The sequence below is a fragment of the Micromonospora pallida genome, assembly GCF_900090325.1.
Classification (GTDB): domain Bacteria; phylum Actinomycetota; class Actinomycetes; order Mycobacteriales; family Micromonosporaceae; genus Micromonospora; species Micromonospora pallida.
Genome location: NZ_FMHW01000002.1, coordinates 1820934 through 1842575, shown reverse-complemented (window position 1 = coordinate 1842575; position 21642 = coordinate 1820934). Strand labels below are relative to the sequence as shown.

The following is a 21642-nucleotide window of genomic DNA, read 5'->3' as shown; positions in this document are numbered from 1 at the left end:
CTGCAAACTAATTTCCGGGGTGTGACCGGCGTCCCAACCGGCACGGCGTCGCCTTGGCGCCCCTGGTCCGCCGCCGGGCCTCGCCGACCCCGGAAGGCCCGCCGGTCGGGGCGGACAGTCAGGGCTTACGGGCGACTCCGGCCCAGTAGTAGACCGCCTCGGGGTCGGCCGGCGGATCGCCGTCGGGCCGCCACGCCGGCACCGGCACGATGCCCGGCTCGACCAGCTCCCACCCGTCGAAGAAGCGCCCGACCTCGGCCCGGGTGCGCGGCACCAGGGTCATCCCGTTGCCGGTCGCGGCGGCCACCGCCGCGCCGACCGCCTCCGGGTTGAAGTCCGGCGTGGGGTGGGTGATCACCAGGTAACTGCCGGAGGGCAACGCGTCGGCCAGGGCGCGCACCCGACCCACCGGGTCGTCGGCGTCGCCGAGCAGCATCAGGATCGCGATCAGGGTCAGCGCCACCGGCTGCGTCAGGTCGAGCGTCCCGCCCCGGGACACCTCGGCGAGGATCCGGTCCGGGTCGCGCAGGTCCGCGTGGATGTACTCGCTGCGCCCCTCCGGGTTGCTGATCATCAGGGCTCGGGCGTGGGCCAGCACAATCGGGTCGTTGTCGACGTACACCACGCGGGTCTGCGGGGCGACCGCCTGGGCGACCTCGTGCAGGTTCGGCCGGGTGGGGATGCCGGTGCCGACGTCGAGGAACTGCCGGATACCGGCGTGGGTGACCAGGTAGCGGGCCATCCGGTGGACGAAGCGGCGATTCTCGGCGGCCATCATCCGCAGCGTCGGGATCGCCTCCAGCATCGCGGCGCCGGTGGCCCGGTCGACGGCGAAGTTGTCCTTGCCGCCGAGCCACCAGTCGTAGATCCGGGCGGAGTGGGGCACGGACGTGTCCACCCCGGACGGCGCGGCCCCTGTCCGCGTTTCTGCGTCACTGCGCGACATGGTCGCCTCCCCTGCTCTCGGGTCCGATCCAATGGAGACTAGAGGATGCCCCGCACCCGGTCCGGCCCTGATCGGACCGGGTGCGGGCGCGGCCCGCGCAACCCCAGCCCATCGTTCGACACTCGTCGATCAAATCCATCGACAGGGGTTCACCGAACGTGACACCGGCGGGATCGCTGTCGTACCGGTCTCCTACAGTGCGCCAGTGCCTGTCGAACGTTGGTCCACCACACAGGTCCTCGCCGTCGCCCCTGACCCCTCCGCCGCCCGCGCCGCCCGTGGCGTCAGCGGCGCCGCGAAGTGGTTGGCGTCGGGGCTGACCGGCGAGGTCCTCTGGGGGCTGTGCAAGGGCAGCGGCAAGAACCCGTACCAGGTCTGCGTCGACCTGTCCGGGCCGGCGTACCGCTGTTCCTGCCCGAGCCGCAAGTTTCCCTGCAAACACGCCCTGGGTCTGCTGCTGTTCTGGGCCGAGACCGGGGTCGGCGACGCCGCCGCGCCGGACTGGGTGCGCGAGTGGCAGGCCGGGCGCGAGGCCCGCGCCGCCCGGGCCGCCGCACCACGGGACACCGCTGGTCCGGCGGATCCGGCCGCCGCCGCCAAGCGGGCCAAGGAGCGCGCCACCCGCGTGGCCGCCGGCCTGGACGAGCTGCGCCGGTGGCTGGACGACCAGGTGGACCAGGGGCTCGCCACGGCCGAGCGGTCCGGGGCCGCGCCCTTCGAGGCGATGGCCGCCCGGCTCGTGGACGCCCAGGCACCGGCGGTGGCCGGCGCGGTACGCCGCCTCGGCCGTACGGCGGGCGTCGGCGCGCACTGGTCCGACCGCCTCCTCGGCGAACTGGGCCTGGTCCGGCTGCTGGTGACCGCCCACGACCGGCTCGACGCGCTCCCCGCCGACCTGGCGGCCACCGTCCGGTCCCGGGTCGGCTACCCGGTCACCACCGACGAGGTGCTGGCCACCCCGCAGGTGCGGGACCGGTGGCAGGTCCTCGGACAGGTCGACTCCGCTGACGACAAGGTCACCACCCGTCGGATCTGGCTGCGCGGGGCGGAGAGCGGGCGGTTCGCGCTGGTCCTGGCGTTCGCCGCGCCCGGCCAGACGTTCCCCGCCGACCTGGTGCCCGGCACCGAGGTCGACGCCGACCTGTGCTTCTATCCGGGTGCGCTGCCGCTGCGGGCGCTGGTCGCCAACCGGCACGGCGCTCCGGTGCCACTGCCCGCCCCGACCGGCGCCGTCGACGTCCGGGCCGCCCTGTCGGCGTACTCGACCGGACTCGCCGCCGACCCGTGGCGGGAGTCGGTGCCGGTGCTGCTGGCCGGGGTCGTGCCCACTCGCGAGGGCCACCTGGTCGACCAGGCCGGGGACGCGCTGCCGCTGGCCCCCGGACACGACCAACCGTGGTGGCTGCTCGCCGGCGCCGGCGGTCAGCCGGTCGACCTCGCCGCCGAACTCGGGCCCGCCGGGTTGCGGCCCCTGGCCGCCTGGGCGGACGGCTGCTACCTGCCCGCCGCGTCGGGCGTGCCGGCTGGTCCGGACGCGCGCATTCCGGAACTCCCCACCGAGCTGCTCTCGGCCGCGCTGGTCGGCACGGCCCGCCGGCCATGGGACGGTGCCCTCGCGGTAGCCGGTCGGTCGCTTGGCACCGGCGGGAGCGGTGCGGCGGGCGTGCTGGAGACGGCCGCGGTGGCCCTGGCGTACCGGCGGGCGGGGATCACCCCGTCGGCTGGGCGGGGCCGGGTTCCCGCCGCACCCGCCGAGTCGACGCCGGCCCTGCCGGTCGCCCCGACGGTCCGGCTGCGCATGCTGCTCACCGAGGGCGGCGCGCCCGGCGGTGGACAGATCCAGCAGGACCTGCTCACCGAGTGGCTGCGCCTGGCCGACCGGCACGGCGGGCACATGCCCTACGACACGCTGCCGGCGCTGCTGGACGTCGGGCGGCGCCACCGGGCGCTGCGTCCCCTGGTGAGCCGGCTCGCCGGTCGACGCGGTCGGTGGCTGGCCGGCCTCCACTCGGAGTGGGGATACCTCTTCGACGAGGTCCTCGACTCGACCGCGCCGGCGACCGGTCCGGGCAGCGGGGACGACTGGGAGACCGGCACCGTCGGCGAACGGCTGGCGTACCTGACCCGGTTGCGGGCGCGCGACCCGGACGCCGCCCGCGAGCTCCTGGCGGCCGGCTTCGCGGCGGAGAACGCCCCCGACCGGGCCCGCTTCGTCCAGGCGCTCGAGGTCGGGCTCTCCCCTGCCGACGACGCCTTCCTCGAGGGTGTGCTGGACGACCGACGCAAGGAGGTCCGGCAGGCCGCCGTCGCGTTGCTGCGCCAGCTGCCCGAGTCCGGACTGCGCCGCCGGATGACCGGGCGGGCGACGGCGTGCGTCCGCCTCGACCCGGGCGAGAAGGCGCTGACCGTCGACCCACCACAGGACTGCGACCCGGCGATGCGCCGGGACGGGGTGGACCCGCAGGCACCGCGCGGCATCGGGGCGCGGGCCTGGCTGCTGGAACAGGTGGTCGCCGGCACCCCGCTGGCCGTCTGGACCGTCGCCCTCGGCCGGTCACCGGCCGAGCTGGTGGCGCTGGCCGTCGCCGACGACTGGGGTCCGGCGCTGCGCCGGGGCTGGGCCCGGGCCGCCGTCGAGGCCCGGGCCGCCGACTGGGCGGACGCGCTGGTCGCCGCCAGCCCGGCCAACCGGCGGGGCCGGGACCGACTCCCGGACGACCTGCTGTGGCAGCTCTACGAGGTGCTGCCCGCCGACCGGCTCAGCGGTCTGGTCACCGACGCCCTGCACACCGACGCGGCCCGGGCCAACCGCCTGCTGGCCATGCTCGCCCACGACTGGTCCGCCGAGCTCTCCGCCACGGTGGCCGACACCGTCGGCGCCTGGGCCCGCGACCAGGGGCGGAACAGCTGGTACCTGTCCGAACTGTGCCGGATCACCGGCACCGCCGCGACGCCCGCCCTGGCCGACCGGTTCCACCGCCTCGCCGACCAGCTCGCCGGCGACGGCGCCGACACCGCCCGGGTACGGGCCGTCGCGCAACTGGCCGCCGTCCTCGCCTTCCGCTTTGAGATGCACAAGGAGTTCACATGACCGCGCTACGTCCGCACGCCGAGCAGCAGTACGCCGACGAACTGGCCGAGCTGTCCGCCACGGACGACCGGCCCCGCCCGCCGGGCTGGCGGCTCTCGCCCCAGGCGGTGGTGACCTACCTGCTCGGCGACGGCGCCAAGATCACCCCGAAGTACGTCGGACCGCGTCGGCTGATGGAGATCGCGGTGGCGACCCTGGCCACCGACCGCGCGCTGCTGCTGCTCGGGGTGCCCGGCACCGCGAAGACCTGGGTCTCCGAGCACCTGGCGGCGGCGATCAGCGGTGACTCGACGTTGCTGGTGCAGGGCACCGCGGGCACCGCCGAGGAGGCCATCCGGTACGGCTGGAACTACGCCCGGCTGCTCGCCGAGGGGCCCTCCCCGGCAGCCTTGGTGCCGAGCCCGGTGATGCGGGCGATGGAGACCGGCACGATCGCCCGGGTCGAGGAGCTGACCCGGGTCCCGTCCGACGTGCAGGACACCCTCATCACCATCCTGTCCGAGAAGACCCTGCCGGTGCCGGAGCTGACCTCCGAGGTGCAGGCCCAGCGTGGTTTCAACATCATCGCCACCGCCAACGACCGGGACCGGGGCGTCAACGAGCTGTCCAGCGCGTTGCGCCGCCGGTTCAACACGGTGGTGCTTCCGGTGCCCGCTTCCGCCGAGGAGGAGGTGGACATCGTCACCCGGCGGGTGGCCCAGCTCGGCCGCTCGCTCGACCTGCCCGAGGTGCCGGCGGCGGTGGAGGAGATCCGCCGGGTGGTGACGATCTTCCGGGAGCTGCGTACCGGGTTGACCGAGGACGGCCGCACCAAGCTGAAGTCCCCCACCGGCACCCTCTCCACGGCCGAGGCGATCTCCGTGCTGACCAACGGGATGGCCCTGGCCGCGCACTTCGGCGACGGGGTGCTGCGCCCGGCCGACGTGGCCGCCGGCATCGTCGGCGCGGTGATCAAGGACCCGGTCTCCGACGCCGTGGTGTGGCGGGAGTACCTGGAGACGGTGGTCCGCGAGCGCGAGGAGTGGCGGGCCTTCTACCGCGCCGCCCGCGATGCCTGAGCAGCTCTACGGCATCCGCCACCACGGTCCCGGGTCCGCCCGGGCGGTGGTGGCGGCCCTGGCCGAGCAACGCCCCGACATCCTGCTGGTGGAGGGCCCACCGGAGGCCGAGGAGCTGCTGCGCTGGGTGGCCGACGAGCGGCTGGAGCCGCCGGTCGCCCTGCTCGGGTACGCCACCGACGACCCGCGCCGGGCCGGGTTCTGGCCGTTCGCTGTCTTCTCGCCGGAGTGGCAGGCGATCCGGTGGGCGGTCGAGCACGGGGTGCCGGTGCGCTTCTTCGACCTGCCGTACGCGTACCGCCTCGCCGAGCCGCAGCCGGACGCCGGAGCGGAACCGAGTGACGACCCGGAACCGGGTGACAGACCGGAATTGAACGACGGCCCTAACACGAACGGCAGGCCGGAACCGAGCGGCGGACCCGGGCCGAGCGGCGGACCCGATCCGATAGGCGGCCCGGAGCCGGGCAGCGCCCCGGGGGCGGAGGCCGGACCGGAGGCAGAGGCGGGCACCGACGACCCGCCGCCCCGACGGCCGGTCGACCCGATCGCGGAGTTGGCCGCCGCTGCGGGCTACGACGACCCGGAACGCTGGTGGGAGGACGTGGTCGAGCACCGGGGCGCTCCGGCGTTCACCGCGATCGCCGAGGCGATGACCGCGATCCGCGACGGTGCGCCGGAGGACCCCGACGACCTGCTCCGCGAGGCGCACATGCGCACCGTCCTGCGGCAGGTGCGGCGCAGCCACGACAACATCGCCGTGGTCTGCGGCGCCTGGCACGTGCCGGCGCTGGCCCGGAAGGTGCCGGCCAGCGCCGACAACGCCCTGCTCAAGGGCCGCCGTAAGGCGAAGGTCACCTTCACCTGGGTGCCCTGGACGTACGGTCGGCTGGCCTCCTGGCAGGGCTACGCGGCGGGGGTCCGCTCCCCCGGCTGGTACCACCACCTGTTCACCTCGGAGAACGAGGTGGTCGTCCGGTGGCTGGTCGCCGCCGCCGGGGTGCTCCGGGAGGAGGGGGTGCCCGCTTCCTCGGCGCACGTCATCGAGGCGGCCCGGCTGGCCGAGACGCTGGCCACGCTGCGCGGCCGACCGCTGGCCGGGCTGACCGAACTGACCGACGCCAGCGCGGCGGTGCTCTGCGAGGGTGACCCGCTGCGCCTGGAGCTGATCGGCCGGCGGCTGGTGGTGGGCGAGCGGCTCGGCGGCGTACCGGACGACATGCCGGCGGTGCCGCTGGCCCGCGACCTCGCCGCGCAGCAGCGGACCCTGCGGCTCAAGCCGGAGGCCCTGGAACGCCCGTTGGACCTCGACCTGCGCCGCGACAACGACCTTGCCCGCAGTCGGCTGCTGCACCGGCTACGGATGTTGGGCGTGCCGTGGGGCGAGTTGGACCAGCGGCAGCGGAGCACCGGCACCTTCCGGGAGCAGTGGCGGCTGCGCTGGCAGCCGGAGTTCGCGGTACGGCTGGTCGAGGCGAGTGCCCACGGCACCACCGTGGTGTCCGCCGCCACCGCTGCGGTGGCCACCGCCGCCCGCGAGGCCGACAGCCTCGCCGAGGTCACCGCCCTGGTGGAGGTCTGCCTGCTGGCCGACCTCACCGACGCCTATCCCCCGGTGCTGCGGGCGCTGGACACCCGGGCGGCCCTGGACGCCGACGTGGCGCACCTGATGGCGGCGATCCCACCGCTGGTCCGCACGTTGCGCTACGGCGACGTCCGCCGCAGCGAGCTGGGCGGGTTGTCCTCGGTGACCACCGGGCTGCTGGCCCGGGTCCGCGCCGGCCTGCCCGCCGCGGTTAGCGCCCTGGCCGAGGAGGCGGCCCGGGAGCTGCGGGGGCACCTGGACGCGGTGCACGCCGCAGTGAACCTGCTCGACGACGACCCGCGGGAACGCTGGCTGGACACCCTCGCGTCGGTCGCCGACCGGGACGACCTGCACGGCCTGCTCGCCGGCCGGCTGGTCCGGCTGCTGCACGACGCGGGCCGGCTGGAACGTGCCGAGGTGCGCCGTCGGATGGGCCTGCCGTTGACCGCCGGGGTGGCCCCGGCCGACGGAGCCGCCTGGGTGGAGGGTTTCCTCGGTGGCGGCGGGCTGCTGCTGGTGCACGACGACGCGCTGCTGTCGCTGGTGGACGAGTGGCTGGCCGCCGTTCCCGCCGACTCGTTCACCGAGGTCCTGCCCCTGCTGCGGCGGACCTTCGGCAGCTTCGCCGCCGGCGAGCGCCGGGCCATCGGCGACCGGGTCGCGCACCGAGGTGCCGCAGTGGACCGACGGCCGACGGCCGACCTCGACCACGACCGGGCGGCGGCGGTCCTGCCCACGCTCGGCATCCTGCTCGGACGGGAGATCCGATGACCACCTCGACCGACGCCCTGCCGGAGGGCGACGCGACGTCCCCTCAGGCCGACGGGGACGCGGACCGGGAGCGGCTGCGTCGCTGGCGGATGGTGCTCGGCGGGGCCGCCGACGGCGCCTGTGGCCGCCTCTCCGGCGGCGACGCCACGATGGACGGGGCGTTGGCCGCTCTCTACGACCGCGACGGCGAGGGTGACGGCAGTTCGTCCCGGCGTCAGGCCGGGCTCGGCGGCTCGGCGCCCCGGGTGGCGCGCTGGCTCGGGGATATCCGCCAGTACTTTCCGTCGACCGTGGTGCAGGTCATGCAGGCCGACGCGATCGAGCGGCTCAACCTCACCCGACTGCTGCTGGAACCGGAGATGCTCGCCGCGGTCGAGCCGGACGTGCACCTGGTCGGCACGCTGCTCTCACTGAACCGGGTCATGCCGGACCAGACCAGGGAGGCCGCCCGGCAGGTGGTCCGCCGGGTGGTCGAGGAGTTGGAGCGGCGGATCGCGCAGCGGACCAAGGCGGCGGTGACGGGGGCGCTGAACCGGGCCACCCGGATCAACCGCCCCCGGCACGCCGACATCGACTGGGACCGGACGATCCGCGCCAACCTCAAGCACTACCAGCAGGAGCACCGCACGGTGATTCCCGAGCGACTGGTGGGGTACGGACGGCGTACCACGGCGGTGCAGCGGGACGTGGTGCTCTGCGTCGACCAGTCCGGGTCGATGGCCGCCTCGGTGGTCTACTCGGGGGTGTTCGCCGCGGTGCTGGCCTCGATGCGCTCGCTGCGTACCTCACTGGTGGTCTTCGACACCGCGGTCGTGGACCTCACCGACCAGCTCAGCGACCCGGTGGAGGTGCTGTTCGGCACGCAACTGGGCGGGGGCACCGACATCAACCGGGCGATCGGCTACAGCCAACAGTTGATCACGCGTCCCCGGGACAGCATCTTCGTCCTGATCAGCGACCTCTATGAGGGCGGGGTGCGGGAGCAGATGCTGCGCCGGGTGGCGGAGATGACCGCCGCCGGAGTCCAGGTAGTCGTGCTGCTGGCGCTCTCCGACGAGGGTGCCCCGGCCTACGACCGGCAGAACGCCGCCGCGCTGGCCGCGCTCGGGGTGCCGGCCTTCGCCTGCACGCCGGACGCCTTTCCCGACCTGATGGCCGCCGCCATCGAACGCCGTGACCTGGTGGCCTTCGCCGAACGGTTCGCCGACCGGTGACCCAGACGTCGCGCCGGCCGGTGACGCGAAGGTCGCGCGGACCGGCGAGGTGACCGCCGTGCCGGCCGGCGAGGTGACCGCCGTGCCGGCCGGCCCGGTGACCTCGGCGCCGGCCGGCGCCATGTCCACGGTGCGGAACACCGGCACCGAGCGGACCGCCGCGAGATAGGGCGTCCCCTCGGTGTAGCCGGTGCCCGAACGCTCACCGAGCATCCGCACCGCCAGCCGGTGGTGCGTGCGCCGCCAGGTGAGCAGCGCCTCGGCGAAGTCGCGCATCCGGTCGGCGACCAGCGCGCGCGGGGCCGGGTCGAGCGTGCCCCGCTCCACCGCGATCCGGTACGCCTGGTCGAGCGTCAACTGCCCGGCCAGGACCCGCTGCCGCACCTCGGGCGCAGAGTGGTAGGCCGCGCTGTCCAGCCGTTCCCGGTCCGGTGTCCGGCAGAGCGACTCCACCAGTTTGTAGCTGTGCGACTGGATGGCGCTGGCCCCCTCCGTGTACGCCCGGAAGGTGCGGAACGACTCGGGCTGCATGGTGGCCAGCAGGGAGAACAACAGCCCCGAGCCGGCCAGCGTCCCGGTCGCGGTGGCGAGGTGCTCGGCGGCGGGCGCGGCGGCCCCCGCAGGAGCGCGTCCCGCGCGGCCCGCAGCAACACGACCAGCAGGGCGAAGGTGGTCTCGTACGACTGGAGCACCCGGAGGAAGAGGTACTCGTCGTGCACCACGTACACCGGCAGCATGCTCAGCCGCAGGTCGCGCCGTTCGGCGGTGGTGGCGTCGACGGCGGCGCAGACCTCGGCGGCGGCGGCGACCGGGTCGGTCGCCGTAATGGTGGTGAGCGGACTGAGCCGGGCCAGGACGGGCTGGGCCGCGCGGACGGCCAGCCGCAGCCGCTTCGTCAGCCGGTCGCGGTCGGGGCGCTGCCCGGGCAGCAGGTCGGTACGGCCTGCCTCGACGTCGAGTTCGAAGCGCAGCAGGTCGGTGAGGAGGTGCAGGTACCGCCGGTCGCGGTGGCGCCGGGCCCGGCCCGGCGTGATCTCGCCGATCCCCTCCAGCGCCGTCGACAGCACGGGGAGGGCGAGGTACGAGTGATAGTCGTACCGGCCGTCCCACTTGTCGAGCGCGCAGTCGAGGAAGCGGCGTAACAGGGTCAGGCCCGGACGCGGGCCGGCGGGTAGGGCCGCTCGGGCCCGGTCGAGGCCGAGCAGGACGTCCCGGTCGACGAAGTGTTTACCGACCCGCAAATATTCGGCGGTAACCAGAGGGTAGGGGAATTCGACCGGATCGGCCCCGGCGGACAACCAGGATTCCACGTCGCGCACAAACGTCACCTCAGCAATCGACAGGTACGGTCGGACCCGCAGGATCGGCACCCGGCCGGGGGGTCGCGCGGTACGCCGTACCGGCTACCGGCCGGGTCACTATTGGAGGGGCCGAGCCGACATCTGCCGACGAATCGGACGAGATGCGGTCATCGACCCGGGAAGCGGTCACCGATCAATAGGGCGGGAATCCTTCCCACGCCGTCGCGGACGCCGGCCAGGTCGCCTGGTGAGGCGACAGTTTTCCCTGCCGGTGGGCGGAGCGGACGACCGCGGATGGCCGTGGTGGGCGTCGCCGGGCAGCACAGGGACCGAGTGTTTCCTCTTCACAGATCCCACCTTCTGTGACAGGGGACACGTCCCGACCAAGCCGAGGCCCGGACTTCCGTGAACCGGATAAAGGCACGGAACGGAGTCCGGGCTCCAACGACGAGACAACTTACCGACCGCTAGATCTTCGCGCAAGAACGCGAATCGATTGATTGATCAGTAAGTCCGTTATGAATGTTTCACCCGTGGTCGCCCAACGATTCACCCCAATGCGCGTCAGATCCACAGGTAAGCACCTCGGGCGGTCACCCCAGCGACGACCGACACTCGAGGCAGGATCGAGCGGCATTGTGTCCGGCACCACAGCGCAACCTTGTACCACCCCTCCTCGACAGCGATGGCGGGTCCTCGGTACGGGTGCTGGCGGTGGGGTGTCCGAGGCGTTGGAGGGCCGCCGTTTGGGCGATATGGCGTCGGTCAGGTCCCGGGGAGGCTGTCTGGCATCGCGTGTCCGGGTCCGCCCCGGCGGCTCCGGATCGCCGGTGACCGCCATCGTTTCGGCGATGTGGCGCTGTCCAGGACGCCCGAGACCGCCGTTTCGGCGTAATGGAGACGCCGTAGGCCGCCGTTGCGGCGTGATGGAGTCGCTCAGACCCGGGGGAGCTGCCCGACGGGGCTGCGCAACCCCGGAATGCCGGCCGGGCGGGGGTCGTTACACCCTCCGGACGGCCGAGGAGGCAAGCGAGCGCGGCCGTCTCGGCTTGCTGACCGACTCGGGTTTTGCGGCATGTTGGGGTGTCCGATCGTCCGGAAGCCCCCACATGCCGTATGCCGGGTTGATCATGGCATTCGCCGACGACCGACGCCGACGCCGACGCCGACTGGTAGGCCCGGCAAGCCCGCCCCCGCCCCGGGTGGTCGGGTGGAATGTCGGCCGGCCAGCCGTCGTTACACTCTCTGGACGACCGAGGTAGCAGGCCCCGCACCCCCCACCCCCTCGGGTGGTGGTGGGGTGGAATGCCGGCGGGCTGGCGGTCGTTACATCTGGACCCGGCGTGGTGAGCCCCGCTCCCCGCCGCACCCCCCCTTTGATCTTTCCCCCCTCTTTTGGGCGCCGGACGGTGCTCGCACACCCCACCCCCTTGGGGTGTGCCGACCCCCGAATGGAGTACCCCTCTCATGGCTACGAAGCTGCTGCGTAAGACTGTTCTCGGTGTTGCTGGTCTGGCCTTCGCCGGTGGTGTCATCGGCGGTCCGGTCGGCACCGTCCTCGACACCACTGCCGCCCACGCCGCCACCCCGGCCGCCGCTGTGGTGCAGGCCGACAAGCCGGACACCAGCAAGCTGATCCCGCATGGTGTGCAGGGCGCGCAGTCGCGGATCCCGCTCAACACCGAGCAGACCGACAACGCGAAGGCGATCATCAAGGCCACGAAGAAGACCGGCATGAACGAGCGGGCCGCCGTGGTGGCCATCGCCACGAGCCTGCAGGAGTCGAAGCTGGAGAACCTGGGCCACCTGGGTGACCGCAACGACCACGACTCGCAGGGCCTGTTCCAGCAGCGTCCCTCGAGTGGGTGGGGCACGGTGGAGCAGATCACCGACCCCGAATACTCGACCACCGCGTTCCTCAACGGCCTGAAGGGTGTGGACGGCTGGGAGGACATGCCGCTCACCCAGGCCGCCCAGACCGTGCAGGTGTCGGCGTACCCGGACCACTACGCCCAGTGGGAAACCCAGGCCGCTGACCTCGTCGCCCAGCACTGGAACAGCTGACACACAGAACGCCTGACACACCAAACACCGTGTGGGCCGGCACCCCGAACCCCGGGGTGCCGGCCCACACGCATACCCGCACCCTGACGCGCCTCCGACCCGGGCAAAGCCCGAGCACGCGGCGCGGTTCAGTGGCGGACAGCCCGGCTAGCCGTCCCGCGCCGGTCCGGCCGCTGCAGGCCGTCGCCCGGACGGCGCAGCCGGACGACAAGGTCCACCCGTCGCCCACCCGCACGTGAGTCCCCGACGGGGATCAGGTCCACACAGCGGCCGGCACTCCGCCGCAGTCAATACCGGGACGACCGCACGGCGGTCGAGGCGGTCGGACTGTCAGTCGCGGAGCAGGTCGGCGTGCGCGGCGCGCAGCCGGTCGAGCGCCGGGTCGCTGCCGGGGGCGGCCCTGCGGTCGAGTTCGGCCCAGACCTCGGCGAGCGCGTCGGTGACGGCCCGCAGTTCGGCGGCGTGCCGACTCGCGCCCTGCCGGCGCGTCTCGTCGAGGCGACGGGCCCAGCCGGCGGTGACCGCGGCGACCCGGTCGGCGTCCGCCCGGGCCTGTGCGGCGCTCCGGGCGGCGGCCGCCGGCACGATCGCCGCGATGGGTCGGGGATCGCCGTCGCGGGTGACCAGGGTGACCGTGTCGGTCAGTTCGGCCATCGCGACCAGCTGGGTCAGCCGGGTACGGACCTCGCGCAGCGGCAGCGAGCGGGGCCGGTCGGGGCCATGAGCCAGAGCGGAAACAGCCATGAGAACATGCTGCAACCGGGGTACGACATTTAACGCGGTAAGTGCGTGGAGCAACCGCCCGGCGCCGGGAGATCCCGGGCCCGTTTGGGCGTGGTCGATCACGGAAAGACTGACCCGCATGACCTGGGCACGTCGAGCCGTACCCGCCGCCGCAGCAGCGCTGGCGGCCCTCGCCGCACGCGACCTCCTCCAGCGCGACCACGCACTGTTGCGCAACTTCCCGGTGCTGGGCCGGGCCCGGTACCTGCTCGAGTCGATCGGGCCCGAGCTGCGGCAGTACATCGTGGCAGGCAACGACGAGGAGCGTCCCTTCACCCGCGACCAGCGCCGCTGGGTGTACGCCTCGGCGAAGCAGCAGAACAACTACTTCGGGTTCGGGACCGACAACAACATCGAGTACACCCCCGGATATCCGATCATCAAACACCGGACCTTCGGTCGGGCCGTGCCGCCGTCCTCTCCGACCGCTGGGCACGAGGTGTGGCTGCCGTGCGCGAAGGTGCTCGGCGCGGCCCGGGGCCGACCGAAGGCGTTCCGCCCCGACTCGGTGGTGAACATCTCCGGGATGAGCTTCGGTTCGCTGTCCGGAAGGGCCGTCGAGGCGCTCAACCGGGGCGCGGCGCTGGCCGGCTGCCTCCAGAACACCGGCGAGGGTGGGCTGTCGCCGTACCACCGCCGGGGTAGGGAGTTGGTCTTCCAGCTCGGCACCGCGTACTTCGGCTGCCGGGACGAGCACGGGCGGTTCAGCCTCGACCGGCTCCGGGAGGTGGTGGCCGGCGCGCCGGTGCGGGCACTGGAGATTAAGCTCAGCCAGGGTGCCAAACCGGGCCTCGGTGGGTTGCTGCCGGGGGCAAAGGTCTCGGCGGAGATCGCCGACACCCGGGGTGTCCCACCGGGCCGCGACTGCGTCAGCCCGTCCCGGCACGCCGAGTTCGCCGACTGCGACAGTCTGCTGGACTGGGTCGAGCTGCTCGCCACCGAGACCGGGCTGCCGGTCGGGATCAAGTCCGCCGTCGGCGACCTCGACTTCTGGGAGGAACTCGCCGACCTGATGCGGGACACCGGCCGGGGAGTCGACTTCGTCACCGTCGACGGTGGTGAGGGCGGAACCGGGGCCGCGCCGTTGATCTTCGCCGACTCCGTCTCCCTCCCCTTCCAGCAGGGGTTCGCCCGGGTCTACCGGACGTTCGCCGAGCGGGGTCTGCACGAGCAGGTCGTCTTCGCCGGGGCGGGGAAACTGGGGCTGCCGGACAACGCGATCGTGGCCTTCGCGCTGGGGTGCGACCTGGTCAACGTCGGCCGGGAGGCGATGCTGGCGATCGGATGCATCCAGGCCCAGAAGTGCCACACCGACACCTGTCCGACCGGCGTCGCCACCCAGAATCCCTGGCTGAGCCGGGGCCTGGACCCCGCGCGCAAGTCGGTGCGGGTGGCGAACTACCTCCGCACGTTGCGTCGCGACCTGATGAAGGTCGCCCAGGCGTGCGGGGTCGAACACCCGGGGCTGATCGGCACCGACGCGGTGGAGATGCTCGACGGCCGGACCACCTCCACGCCGCTGGCCGAGTTGTACGGCTACCGTCCGGAATGGGGGCTGCCGTCGGCGGCCGACCGCGCGGAGCTCGTCCGGCTGATGACGGCGGAGGTGCCGCAGGGCGGCAGTGCCCCGCCGTCGGCGACCGCGCAGGAGTAAACCGCGCGCCACGACGCGAGCGGGATCGGGCGGGCGGTGGTCTTCCGCCGCGCGTGACGGCAGCGGAAGACCACCCGGTCAGCTCGCCTGGAGGGTCACGTCGTCGATGACGAAACTGGTCTGGAGGCTGGCGTCCTCGGTGCCGGTGAAGGTGAGCGTCACCGTCTGCCCGGCGTACGCGCCGACGTCGAAGGTGCGGGCGACGTAGCCGGTGGCGGCGTTCAGGTTGGAGTACGTCGCCAGGGTGGCCCCGCCGAGCTGCACGGTGAGCCGGTCGTACACCCGGAAGGTGGTGGTCTCGGCGGTGTCGACGTGCAGGTGGAAGCCGAGGGTGTAGCTGGTGCAGCCGGCCGGCAGGGTCACCGACTGGGTGAGGGTCTCGGTACGGGTGGTGCCGTCCCCGTTGAGCCAGGCCGTGTACGAACCGGTCCGCGCGGGCTGCTGGGGCGAGTTGGTGATCACCCCGGCCGGCGCGGTCCACGGCGCGGTGCCGGCCTCGAACGAGCCGTTGCCGACCATCTCTCCTCCGGTGCAGGGGCCGGGCGTGCCGCCACCCACCGCGAGCTGCCAGATGGCGTACGCGATGCCGTCGGCGGTGCGGTTCACCACCGTCGCGCTGACGTTGCTCGTGGTGTCACAGGAACGGTGGTAGCAGGGGTCGAACGCCGCGCTGGCCGTACCGCCCCACTTGGCGGCCTGGGTGCTGGTCTTGCGGGCGCTCGCACCGGCGGCGTACCCCGAGGTGGGAATGCCGACCTGCTGGAACGGGTAGTCGTCGGAGCGGCCCTGCCCCTCCCGGTTCTCCTCCGGCTGGAGGCCGAGCGAGTCCCAGTACGCCTTGAGGGGGGCGGCGGTGGTCGAGGTGATCCGGTTGATGAAGTAGCCGGCGTTGGTCGACCCGACCATGTCGAAGTTGTAGTAGCCCTTGATGTAGCCGCGCTGGGTGGCGCTGAGCGAGTTGACGTAGAACTCCGAGCCGTTGAGACCCTGTTCCTCGTCGGTCCACCAGGCGAACCGGACCCGCTTGGTCATGGTCGGGTTCTGCTGGGCCAGTACCAGCGCGTTCTCCAGCAGGACCGCCGAGCCGGAGGCGTTGTCGTTGATGCCCGGGCCGGCCGACACGCCGTCGAGGTGGGCGCCGAAAATCACCACCTGGTCGGCGGGCCCGGCCGGCCACTCGGCGATCAGGTTGTTCGACCGGTACACGCAGCTGGTGCAGACCTGCTCGGTGACCGTGTACCCGGCCGCCTGGAGTGTGGCCCGGACGTACGCGACCGAGGCGGTGTAGCCGGCGGACCCGGCCCGACGGTGGCCGCCGTTCTGGGTGGCGATGGTCTGGAACTGGGTCAGGTGGGCCTGGACGTTGGCCACCACGATGTCCGGGGCGGCGAGGGGAGCCGGGGTGGCCGTCCGCGTCGGCGCGGACGCGGCGGCCGGCGACACGGGGGTCACCGTCAGCGCGGTCGCGACGGCGAGGGCCACGGCTGCGGTCAGCGTTCTGCCTCTCATGACATCCTCCTGGGTGGGAAGGTGACAAAACAATGACAGGCGTCGATATGATCGGCAATCGGCGTTCCGGTCGGTTTCGCCGGGCCGGCAGGCGACGGCCCGGCTCCGGACCCGACCTAGACTGTCGGTATGGGGTATCCAGGGTGAGCGGCCGGACGCGGCCGACGGCGGCGTACCGTCACGTGTGCTGGCGATACGACGACCGGGCCGCCCTGTACTCCCGGGTCCGCGCCTTCCTCCTGGACGGCCTCGCCCTCGGCGAGCAGATCTGGTACGTCACGGTGGAGCCGGACCCGGTCGCCGACCGACTGCGGGAGGAGCCCCCGATCCGCGACGCCCTGCGCCGGGGAGCCGCCCGGATCGTCCCGGTGGGCTCGGCCTACGCCCCCGACCACGTCGTCGTCCCGACCGACCAGGTGCACGCGTACGCGACCGCGACGGAGGCCGCCCTGGCCGCCGGTCACACCGGGCTGCGGGTGGCCGCCGACGCGACCGCGCTGGTGCGCACCCCGCGCCAACGGGACGCCTTCGCCCGCTACGAACACCTCATCGACCGGTACATGCGTGTGCGGCCGATGTCCGCGATGTGCGCGTACGACCGGCAACTCCTGGGCGACGCGGCCGTCGCGGAACTCGCCTGCATGCACCCGGGGACCAACGTCGAGGACGTCCTCTTCCGGCTGTACGCCGAGTCGCCGGGTGACGGCCGCGCCGCGCTCGTCGGCGAGCTGGACGCCTCGAACCACGAGCTGTTCCGGGCCGCCCTGGACCGTGCCGACCCACGTCCGGTGGACGGCCGGCTGGTGGTGGAGGCGAGCGACCTGCGCTTCATCGACCACCGCAACCTGATCCACCTACGGGACCACGCCCGCGCGCACGGCGCGGTGGCCGTCCTGCGCGCCTCCCGGTCCGCCGCCGCCCGGGTCGCGGAACTGCTCGACCTGCCCGGTCTGAACGTGGAGGTGGCCCGGTGAGGACGGGCGCCGCCGCCGACCACGTCGGCTACTTCCACGAGGCCGTCTGCTACGACTCCGACGAGGACCTGCTCGCCGTGGTGCTGCCCTTCCTGCTCGGCGGGGTCGAAGCGGGCGAGCCGACCCTGGTCTCTCTCGGGGAACGTCGCACGGCGCTGGTCCGGTCGGCCCTGCCGACGGATTCGGGGGTGCTGTTCGTCGACGGCGACGACGTGTACGCCCGGCCGACCGCCGCGATCCGGTCGTACCGGCAGCTACTGGCCGACCACGTCGCCGCCGGGGCCGGTCAGATCCGGATCCTCGGCGAGATCCCCGGCGCCGGCTTCGGCGCGACCTGGGACTGGTGGGCCCGGTACGAGTCGGCGATCAACCACGCCTACGACGAGTTCCCGTTGTGGAGCATGTGCGCCTACGACCGGCGGGCCACCCCCGCGCCGGTGCTGGCGGACGTGCTGCGTACCCATCCCCGGGTCGCGCTGCCCGACGGCCGGCGCCAGCCGAGCGAGACATACACCGATCCGCTGCTCTACCTCACCGAGCCCCGGGCGGTGTCACCCGACCCGCTCCAGCACACGCCGCCGATGATCGAGCTGTTCGCGCCCACCCCCGCGCAGGCCCGCGCGGCGGTGTACGGCGCCGACCGCGGCCACCTACCGCCGGACGACGTCGAGGACCTGGTCGTGGCGGTGAGCGAGACGGTGACCAACGCCCTGCGCCACGGGCGTGAGCCGGTGGCGCTGCGGCTCTGGAGCGGACCGGACCGCATCGTGGTCAGCGTCCACGACGGCGGCGACGGCCCGAAGGACCCGTTCGCCGGTCTGCTCCCGGCCGGCAACGGCGCGACCGGCGGCCTGGGCCTGTGGATCACCCACCAGTCCTGCAACCATGTGACGATGCGTCAGGGCCCGGACGGTTTCACGGTCCGCCTGACCGGCGGAAACCCGTACGTCACCGGCTGACGTCCGGAGCCGCCACACGGGTCCGGCCCGGCCGGGACGGGTCGTGCGTCGAGGCGGCAGCGGGCATGATGGCACCCCATGCGGCTGGTTTCCCTGCTTCCCTCGGCCACGGACATCGTCTACGCGCTCGGGCTCGGCGACGACCTGGTCGGCGTGACCTTCGAGTGCGACGTGCCACCGGCCGACCGGGCCGGCAAGCTCGTGGTGGTGGGCGGCCGGGACACCCGTGGCATGAGCCCGGGCGAGATCGACGCGTACGTCCGGTCGCAGCGGGCGGCCGGGGCGGACCTCTACACCCTGCACGCCGACGCGCTCGCCGGGCTGGATCCCGACCTCGTCCTCACCCAGGACCTGTGCCGCGTCTGCGCGCTGCCGGCGGGGCAGCTCACCGCCGCCCTGGACCACCTGGGCTGCCGCGCCGACGTGCTGTCGCTGGATCCGTACACCCTGGACGAGGTCCTCGGCACGATCTCCGCGGTGGGCCGGCAGGCGGGCGTACCCGACCGGGGGGACGCCCTGGTGGCCGCGCTGCGCGACCGGCTCGCGGCGGTGGCGGCGGCGGTCGCCGGACGGCAGCGTCCCCGGGTCACGGTGGTCGAATGGGTCGACCCGCCGTTCGCCGCCGGGCACTGGATTCCCGACCTGGTCGACGCCGCCGGGGGTGAGCCGGTCGCCGCCCACCCGGGCGCCCGTTCGACACCGACCACCTGGGCGGCGCTGGCCGACGCCGCACCACAGGTCGTGCTCGTCGCGCCGTGCGGGTTCGACCTGGCCGGGGCGACCGGGCAGGCGGAACAGGTCGCGTCCCGGTTCCCCGGTGCGGCGGTCTGGGCGGTCGACGCCGACGCCCTCGTGGTACGCCCCGGGCCCCGGCTGGTGGACGGCGTCGAGGCGATCGCCGCCGTCCTGCACCCAGACGTCGTACCGCCCGCCCCCGCCGGCACGACCGCCCGGGTGGCGTGAGCTTCCGTACTCAGGCACCGTCGGTGCGCGTCGGGGTGTACTACCCGGCATGGAGCCGTCGCCCTCGACCCGCCGCCGGGCCGGTGCCGTGGCGCTGCTGACCGTGCTCTGGCTGCTCGCGGCACTGCTCCTGCTGGGCTGGACCTTCGCCATCGGCATACAGGGTTGGGCCGACCAGCACGGCAACGGCGGTGCCGACCCGGCGGAGCCCAGCCGACGAGGCAGCTGGGTGCTGCTGTCGCTCTACCTGACCGCCGCCGGTGGCCCGGTCGTGATCGCCGTCGTCGCGTTCGCCGGGCGGTTGATGCGCACCGGCGCGGTCTACCTCTCCCTGGCACTCCTCCTCGGCGCGTTCGGACTGCCGTTCGGGGAGGCCGCCGCCCGGGACCTGGTCCCCCCGCCGCCGGTCCCGTCCGCGCCGGGTGGCTGTCAGGAGCACAGCGGCGGCGACACCCGCTGTCCGGGCGGCTGACCCCGCCGGGACACGCGTGCCCACCGGCCGGGTTTGTCGGTCGGGTCTGCCATCATCGTCGATGATGACCGCCGTACCGTCCGCCCCGGCCGCCGCCCCCGCGCGCGGCGCGACCCTGGAGGCGGTGCTCGAACGGATCACCTACGCCAACGAGGAGACCGGCTACACCATCGCCCGGGTCGCCACCGACCGCTCCGGCGCCGACCTGCTGACCGTGGTCGGGGCCCTGCCCGGGGTGCAGCCCGGCGAGCGGCTGCGGCTGGTCGGCCGCTGGGGGTCGCACCCGAAGTACGGCCGCCAGTTCGAGGTGCACAGCTGCACCAGCGTGCTGCCCGCCACGGTGCAGGGCATCGAGCGTTATCTCGGCTCGGGGCTGATCAAGGGGATCGGTCCGAAGATGGCCGCCCGGATCGTCGCCGCGTTCGGCGCGCAGACCCTCGACGTCATCGAGAACGAGCCGGGCCGGCTGATCGAGGTGCACGGCCTCGGCCGCAAGCGCACCGCAGCGATCGGCACGGCCTGGCAGGAGCAGAAGGCCATCAAGGAGGTGATGGTCTTCCTCCAGGGCGTCGGCGTCTCCACCTCGCACGCCGTGCGCATCTACAAGGAGTACGGCGACAACGCGATCTCGGTGGTCCGCAACGAGCCGTACCGGCTCGCCGCCGACGTGTGGGGCATCGGCTTCAAGACGGCCGACAGCATCGCCCAGGCGGTGGGCATCCCGCACGACAGTCCGCAGCGGGTGCAGGCGGGCATCCGCTACACCCTCTCCGAGGCCGCCGACAACGGGCACTGCTACCTCCCGGAGCCCAACCTGCTCGCCGATGCCGCCGCGATCCTGGGGGTCCCGGCGTCCCTGGTCGGCGAGTGCCTGACCGACCTCGCGGCGGAGGAGGGCGTGGTCCGGGAGGCGGTGCCGAACCCGAGCGGCGACGGCGGCACCATCCCGGCGGTGTACCTGGTGCCGTTCCACCGGGCCGAGTCGGCGCTCGCGGCGAGCCTGGTCCGGCTGCTGCGCGAGCCGGCCGACCGGATGCCCGCCTTCGCCGGGGTGGACTGGGGCCGGGCCCTGACCTGGCTACGGGCGCGCACCGGTGCGGAACTGGCCCCGGAGCAGGAGCAGGCGGTGCGGCTGGCGCTCACCTCGAAGGTGGCCGTGCTGACCGGCGGTCCGGGCTGCGGCAAGTCCTTCACCGTCCGGTCGGTCATCGAACTGGCCGGCGCGAAGCAGGCGAAGATCGTGCTGGCCGCGCCCACCGGGCGCGCCGCGAAACGGCTGACCGAGCTGACCGGGCAGCCGGCGACGACCGTGCACCGGCTGCTCCAGCTCCGGCCGGGCGGGGACGCCGCCCACGACCGGGACAACCCGCTCGACGCCGACCTGGTGGTGGTGGACGAGGCGTCGATGCTCGACCTGATCCTGGCCAACAAGCTGGTCAAGGCGGTGCCGCCGGGAGCGCATCTGCTGCTGGTGGGCGACGTCGACCAGTTGCCCTCGGTGGGCGCGGGCGAGGTGCTGCGGGACGCCCTGGCCGCGGAGACCGTTCCCCGGGTCCGGCTGACCCGGATCTTCCGGCAGGCACAGGAGTCCGGTGTGGTGGTCAACGCGCACCGGATCAACGCGGGCCAGCCGCCGGTGTTCGACGGGTACCCGGACTTCTTCCTCTTTCCCAGCGACGAGCCGGAGGTCACCGCCGAGCAGGTGGTGGACATCGTGGCCCGCCGCATTCCCCGCCGTTTCGGCCTGCACCCCCGCGACATCCAGGTGCTCACCCCGATGCACCGGGGTCCGGCCGGGGCGGGCAACCTGAACGCCCTGCTGCAACAGGCGCTCGCGCCGCACCGCGAGGGCGCGCCGGAGCGTCGGCACGGGTCCCGGGTGTTCCGGGTCGGTGACAAGGTCATCCAGATCCGCAACAACTACGAGAAGGGGACGGCGGGCGTCTTCAACGGCACCGTCGGCATGGTCACCGCGATCGACCCGGACGAGCAGACGCTGACCGTCCGCACCGACGAGGACGAGGACGTCGGGTACGACTTCCACGAGCTGGACGAGTTGCAGCACGCGTACGCCATCACCGTGCACCGCTCGCAGGGCAGCGAGTACCCGGCCGTGGTGGTGCCGGTGACCATGGGGTCGTACATGATGTTGCAGCGCAACCTGCTCTACACCGCCGTCACCCGGGCCCGGAAGCTGGTCGTGCTGGCCGGCTCCCGCCGGGCCCTCGCCATCGCCGTACGGACGGCGGGCACCGGCCGCCGGCACACCGCGCTCACCCACCGGATCACCGCGTAGCCGGC

16 protein-coding genes are annotated in these 21642 nt (G+C 73.4%); 12 read left to right on the top strand and 4 right to left on the bottom strand.

Annotation, left to right across the window (positions count from 1 at the left end):
- Positions 1 to 118 precede the first annotated feature (118 nt).
- Positions 119 to 946: an SAM-dependent methyltransferase gene (locus GA0074692_RS07950; RefSeq protein WP_091641052.1), complete on the bottom strand. Its 828-nt coding sequence runs from the start codon at positions 944 to 946 to the stop codon at positions 119 to 121.
- A gap of 205 nt (positions 947 to 1151) precedes the next feature.
- On the opposite strand from GA0074692_RS07950, the gene GA0074692_RS07945 reads away from it, so the two are divergent.
- The 5 genes from GA0074692_RS07945 to GA0074692_RS34610 are packed head-to-tail and all read left to right on the top strand — an operon-like array spanning position 1152 to position 8831.
- Positions 1152 to 4037: an SWIM zinc finger family protein gene (locus GA0074692_RS07945; protein WP_091641049.1), complete on the top strand. Its 2886-nt coding sequence runs from the start codon at positions 1152 to 1154 to the stop codon at positions 4035 to 4037.
- Entirely contained in the window at positions 4034 to 5095 is a 1062-nt protein-coding gene (locus tag GA0074692_RS07940) for an ATP-binding protein (RefSeq protein ID WP_091641046.1), read from the top strand. The genes GA0074692_RS07945 and GA0074692_RS07940 overlap by 4 nt, the downstream gene beginning before the upstream one ends.
- Positions 5088 to 7448, top strand: coding sequence for a DUF5682 family protein (locus tag GA0074692_RS07935; RefSeq protein ID WP_091641042.1), 2361 nt, complete (start codon positions 5088 to 5090; stop codon positions 7446 to 7448). Before GA0074692_RS07940 ends, GA0074692_RS07935 begins: the two co-directional genes overlap by 8 nt.
- Entirely contained in the window at positions 7445 to 8662 is a 1218-nt protein-coding gene (locus tag GA0074692_RS07930) for a VWA domain-containing protein (RefSeq protein ID WP_245730224.1), read from the top strand. Before GA0074692_RS07935 ends, GA0074692_RS07930 begins: the two co-directional genes overlap by 4 nt.
- Entirely contained in the window at positions 8622 to 8831 is a 210-nt protein-coding gene (locus GA0074692_RS34610) for a hypothetical protein (RefSeq protein WP_176738227.1), read from the top strand. Before GA0074692_RS07930 ends, GA0074692_RS34610 begins: the two co-directional genes overlap by 41 nt.
- 184 nt (positions 8832 to 9015) lie before the next feature.
- Here the strand turns inward: GA0074692_RS34610 and GA0074692_RS07925 are convergent, their stop codons facing one another.
- Positions 9016 to 9903, bottom strand: a complete 888-nt coding sequence (locus GA0074692_RS07925; RefSeq protein WP_245730223.1) for a hypothetical protein — start codon at positions 9901 to 9903, stop codon at positions 9016 to 9018.
- 1527 nt (positions 9904 to 11430) lie between these two features.
- On the opposite strand from GA0074692_RS07925, the gene GA0074692_RS07920 reads away from it, so the two are divergent.
- Complete coding sequence (locus GA0074692_RS07920) at positions 11431 to 12027, top strand: hypothetical protein (RefSeq protein ID WP_091641037.1); 597 nt, start codon at positions 11431 to 11433, stop codon at positions 12025 to 12027.
- A 330-nt stretch (positions 12028 to 12357) separates the two neighbouring features.
- Here GA0074692_RS07920 and GA0074692_RS07915 read toward each other — a convergent pair whose 3' ends face one another.
- Positions 12358 to 12771, bottom strand: coding sequence for a hypothetical protein (locus tag GA0074692_RS07915; protein ID WP_091641033.1), 414 nt, complete (start codon positions 12769 to 12771; stop codon positions 12358 to 12360).
- A gap of 118 nt (positions 12772 to 12889) precedes the next feature.
- Here GA0074692_RS07915 and GA0074692_RS07910 point away from each other — a divergent pair, with 118 nt between their 5' ends.
- Positions 12890 to 14464 (top strand): FMN-binding glutamate synthase family protein, encoded by a 1575-nt coding sequence (locus GA0074692_RS07910; RefSeq protein ID WP_091641028.1) that lies wholly within the window; start codon positions 12890 to 12892, stop codon positions 14462 to 14464.
- Positions 14465 to 14542: 78 nt separating this feature from the next.
- Here the strand turns inward: GA0074692_RS07910 and GA0074692_RS07905 are convergent, their stop codons facing one another.
- Positions 14543 to 15973, bottom strand: a complete 1431-nt coding sequence (locus GA0074692_RS07905; protein ID WP_091641024.1) for a M28 family metallopeptidase — start codon at positions 15971 to 15973, stop codon at positions 14543 to 14545.
- 143 nt (positions 15974 to 16116) lie between these two features.
- On the opposite strand from GA0074692_RS07905, the gene GA0074692_RS07900 reads away from it, so the two are divergent.
- The 5 genes from GA0074692_RS07900 to recD2 all read left to right on the top strand — a co-directional run bounded on the left by GA0074692_RS07900 (position 16117) and on the right by recD2 (position 21637).
- Positions 16117 to 16947 (top strand): MEDS domain-containing protein, encoded by an 831-nt coding sequence (locus tag GA0074692_RS07900; RefSeq protein WP_245730222.1) that lies wholly within the window; start codon positions 16117 to 16119, stop codon positions 16945 to 16947.
- Positions 16944 to 17906, top strand: a complete 963-nt coding sequence (locus GA0074692_RS07895; RefSeq protein ID WP_091641017.1) for a sensor histidine kinase — start codon at positions 16944 to 16946, stop codon at positions 17904 to 17906. The genes GA0074692_RS07900 and GA0074692_RS07895 overlap by 4 nt, the downstream gene beginning before the upstream one ends.
- Positions 17907 to 17984: 78 nt before the next feature.
- Positions 17985 to 18869, top strand: a complete 885-nt coding sequence (locus GA0074692_RS07890; RefSeq protein WP_091641013.1) for an ABC transporter substrate-binding protein — start codon at positions 17985 to 17987, stop codon at positions 18867 to 18869.
- Positions 18870 to 18918: 49 nt separating this feature from the next.
- On the top strand, positions 18919 to 19341 hold the full coding sequence (locus GA0074692_RS07885; protein ID WP_091641009.1) for a DUF6234 family protein: 423 nt from the start codon (positions 18919 to 18921) through the stop codon (positions 19339 to 19341).
- 64 nt (positions 19342 to 19405) lie between these two features.
- Complete coding sequence (gene recD2, locus GA0074692_RS07880; protein ID WP_091641004.1) at positions 19406 to 21637, top strand: SF1B family DNA helicase RecD2; 2232 nt, start codon at positions 19406 to 19408, stop codon at positions 21635 to 21637.
- Positions 21638 to 21642: the final 5 nt, after the last annotated feature.

Coding starts and splice junctions, on each gene's coding strand:
- GA0074692_RS07950 (WP_091641052.1), bottom strand. CDS start 946: ATGTCGCGCAGTGACGCAGAAACGCGGACAGGGGCCGCGCCGTCCGGG.
- GA0074692_RS07940 (WP_091641046.1), top strand. CDS start 4,034: ATGACCGCGCTACGTCCGCACGCCGAGCAGCAGTACGCCGACGAACTG.
- GA0074692_RS07935 (WP_091641042.1), top strand. CDS start 5,088: ATGCCTGAGCAGCTCTACGGCATCCGCCACCACGGTCCCGGGTCCGCC.
- GA0074692_RS07930 (WP_245730224.1), top strand. CDS start 7,445: ATGACCACCTCGACCGACGCCCTGCCGGAGGGCGACGCGACGTCCCCT.
- GA0074692_RS07920 (WP_091641037.1), top strand. CDS start 11,431: ATGGCTACGAAGCTGCTGCGTAAGACTGTTCTCGGTGTTGCTGGTCTG.
- GA0074692_RS07915 (WP_091641033.1), bottom strand. CDS start 12,771: ATGGCTGTTTCCGCTCTGGCTCATGGCCCCGACCGGCCCCGCTCGCTG.
- GA0074692_RS07910 (WP_091641028.1), top strand. CDS start 12,890: ATGACCTGGGCACGTCGAGCCGTACCCGCCGCCGCAGCAGCGCTGGCG.
- GA0074692_RS07905 (WP_091641024.1), bottom strand. CDS start 15,973: ATGAGAGGCAGAACGCTGACCGCAGCCGTGGCCCTCGCCGTCGCGACC.
- GA0074692_RS07890 (WP_091641013.1), top strand. CDS start 17,985: ATGCGGCTGGTTTCCCTGCTTCCCTCGGCCACGGACATCGTCTACGCG.
- GA0074692_RS07885 (WP_091641009.1), top strand. CDS start 18,919: ATGGAGCCGTCGCCCTCGACCCGCCGCCGGGCCGGTGCCGTGGCGCTG.
- recD2 (WP_091641004.1), top strand. CDS start 19,406: ATGACCGCCGTACCGTCCGCCCCGGCCGCCGCCCCCGCGCGCGGCGCG.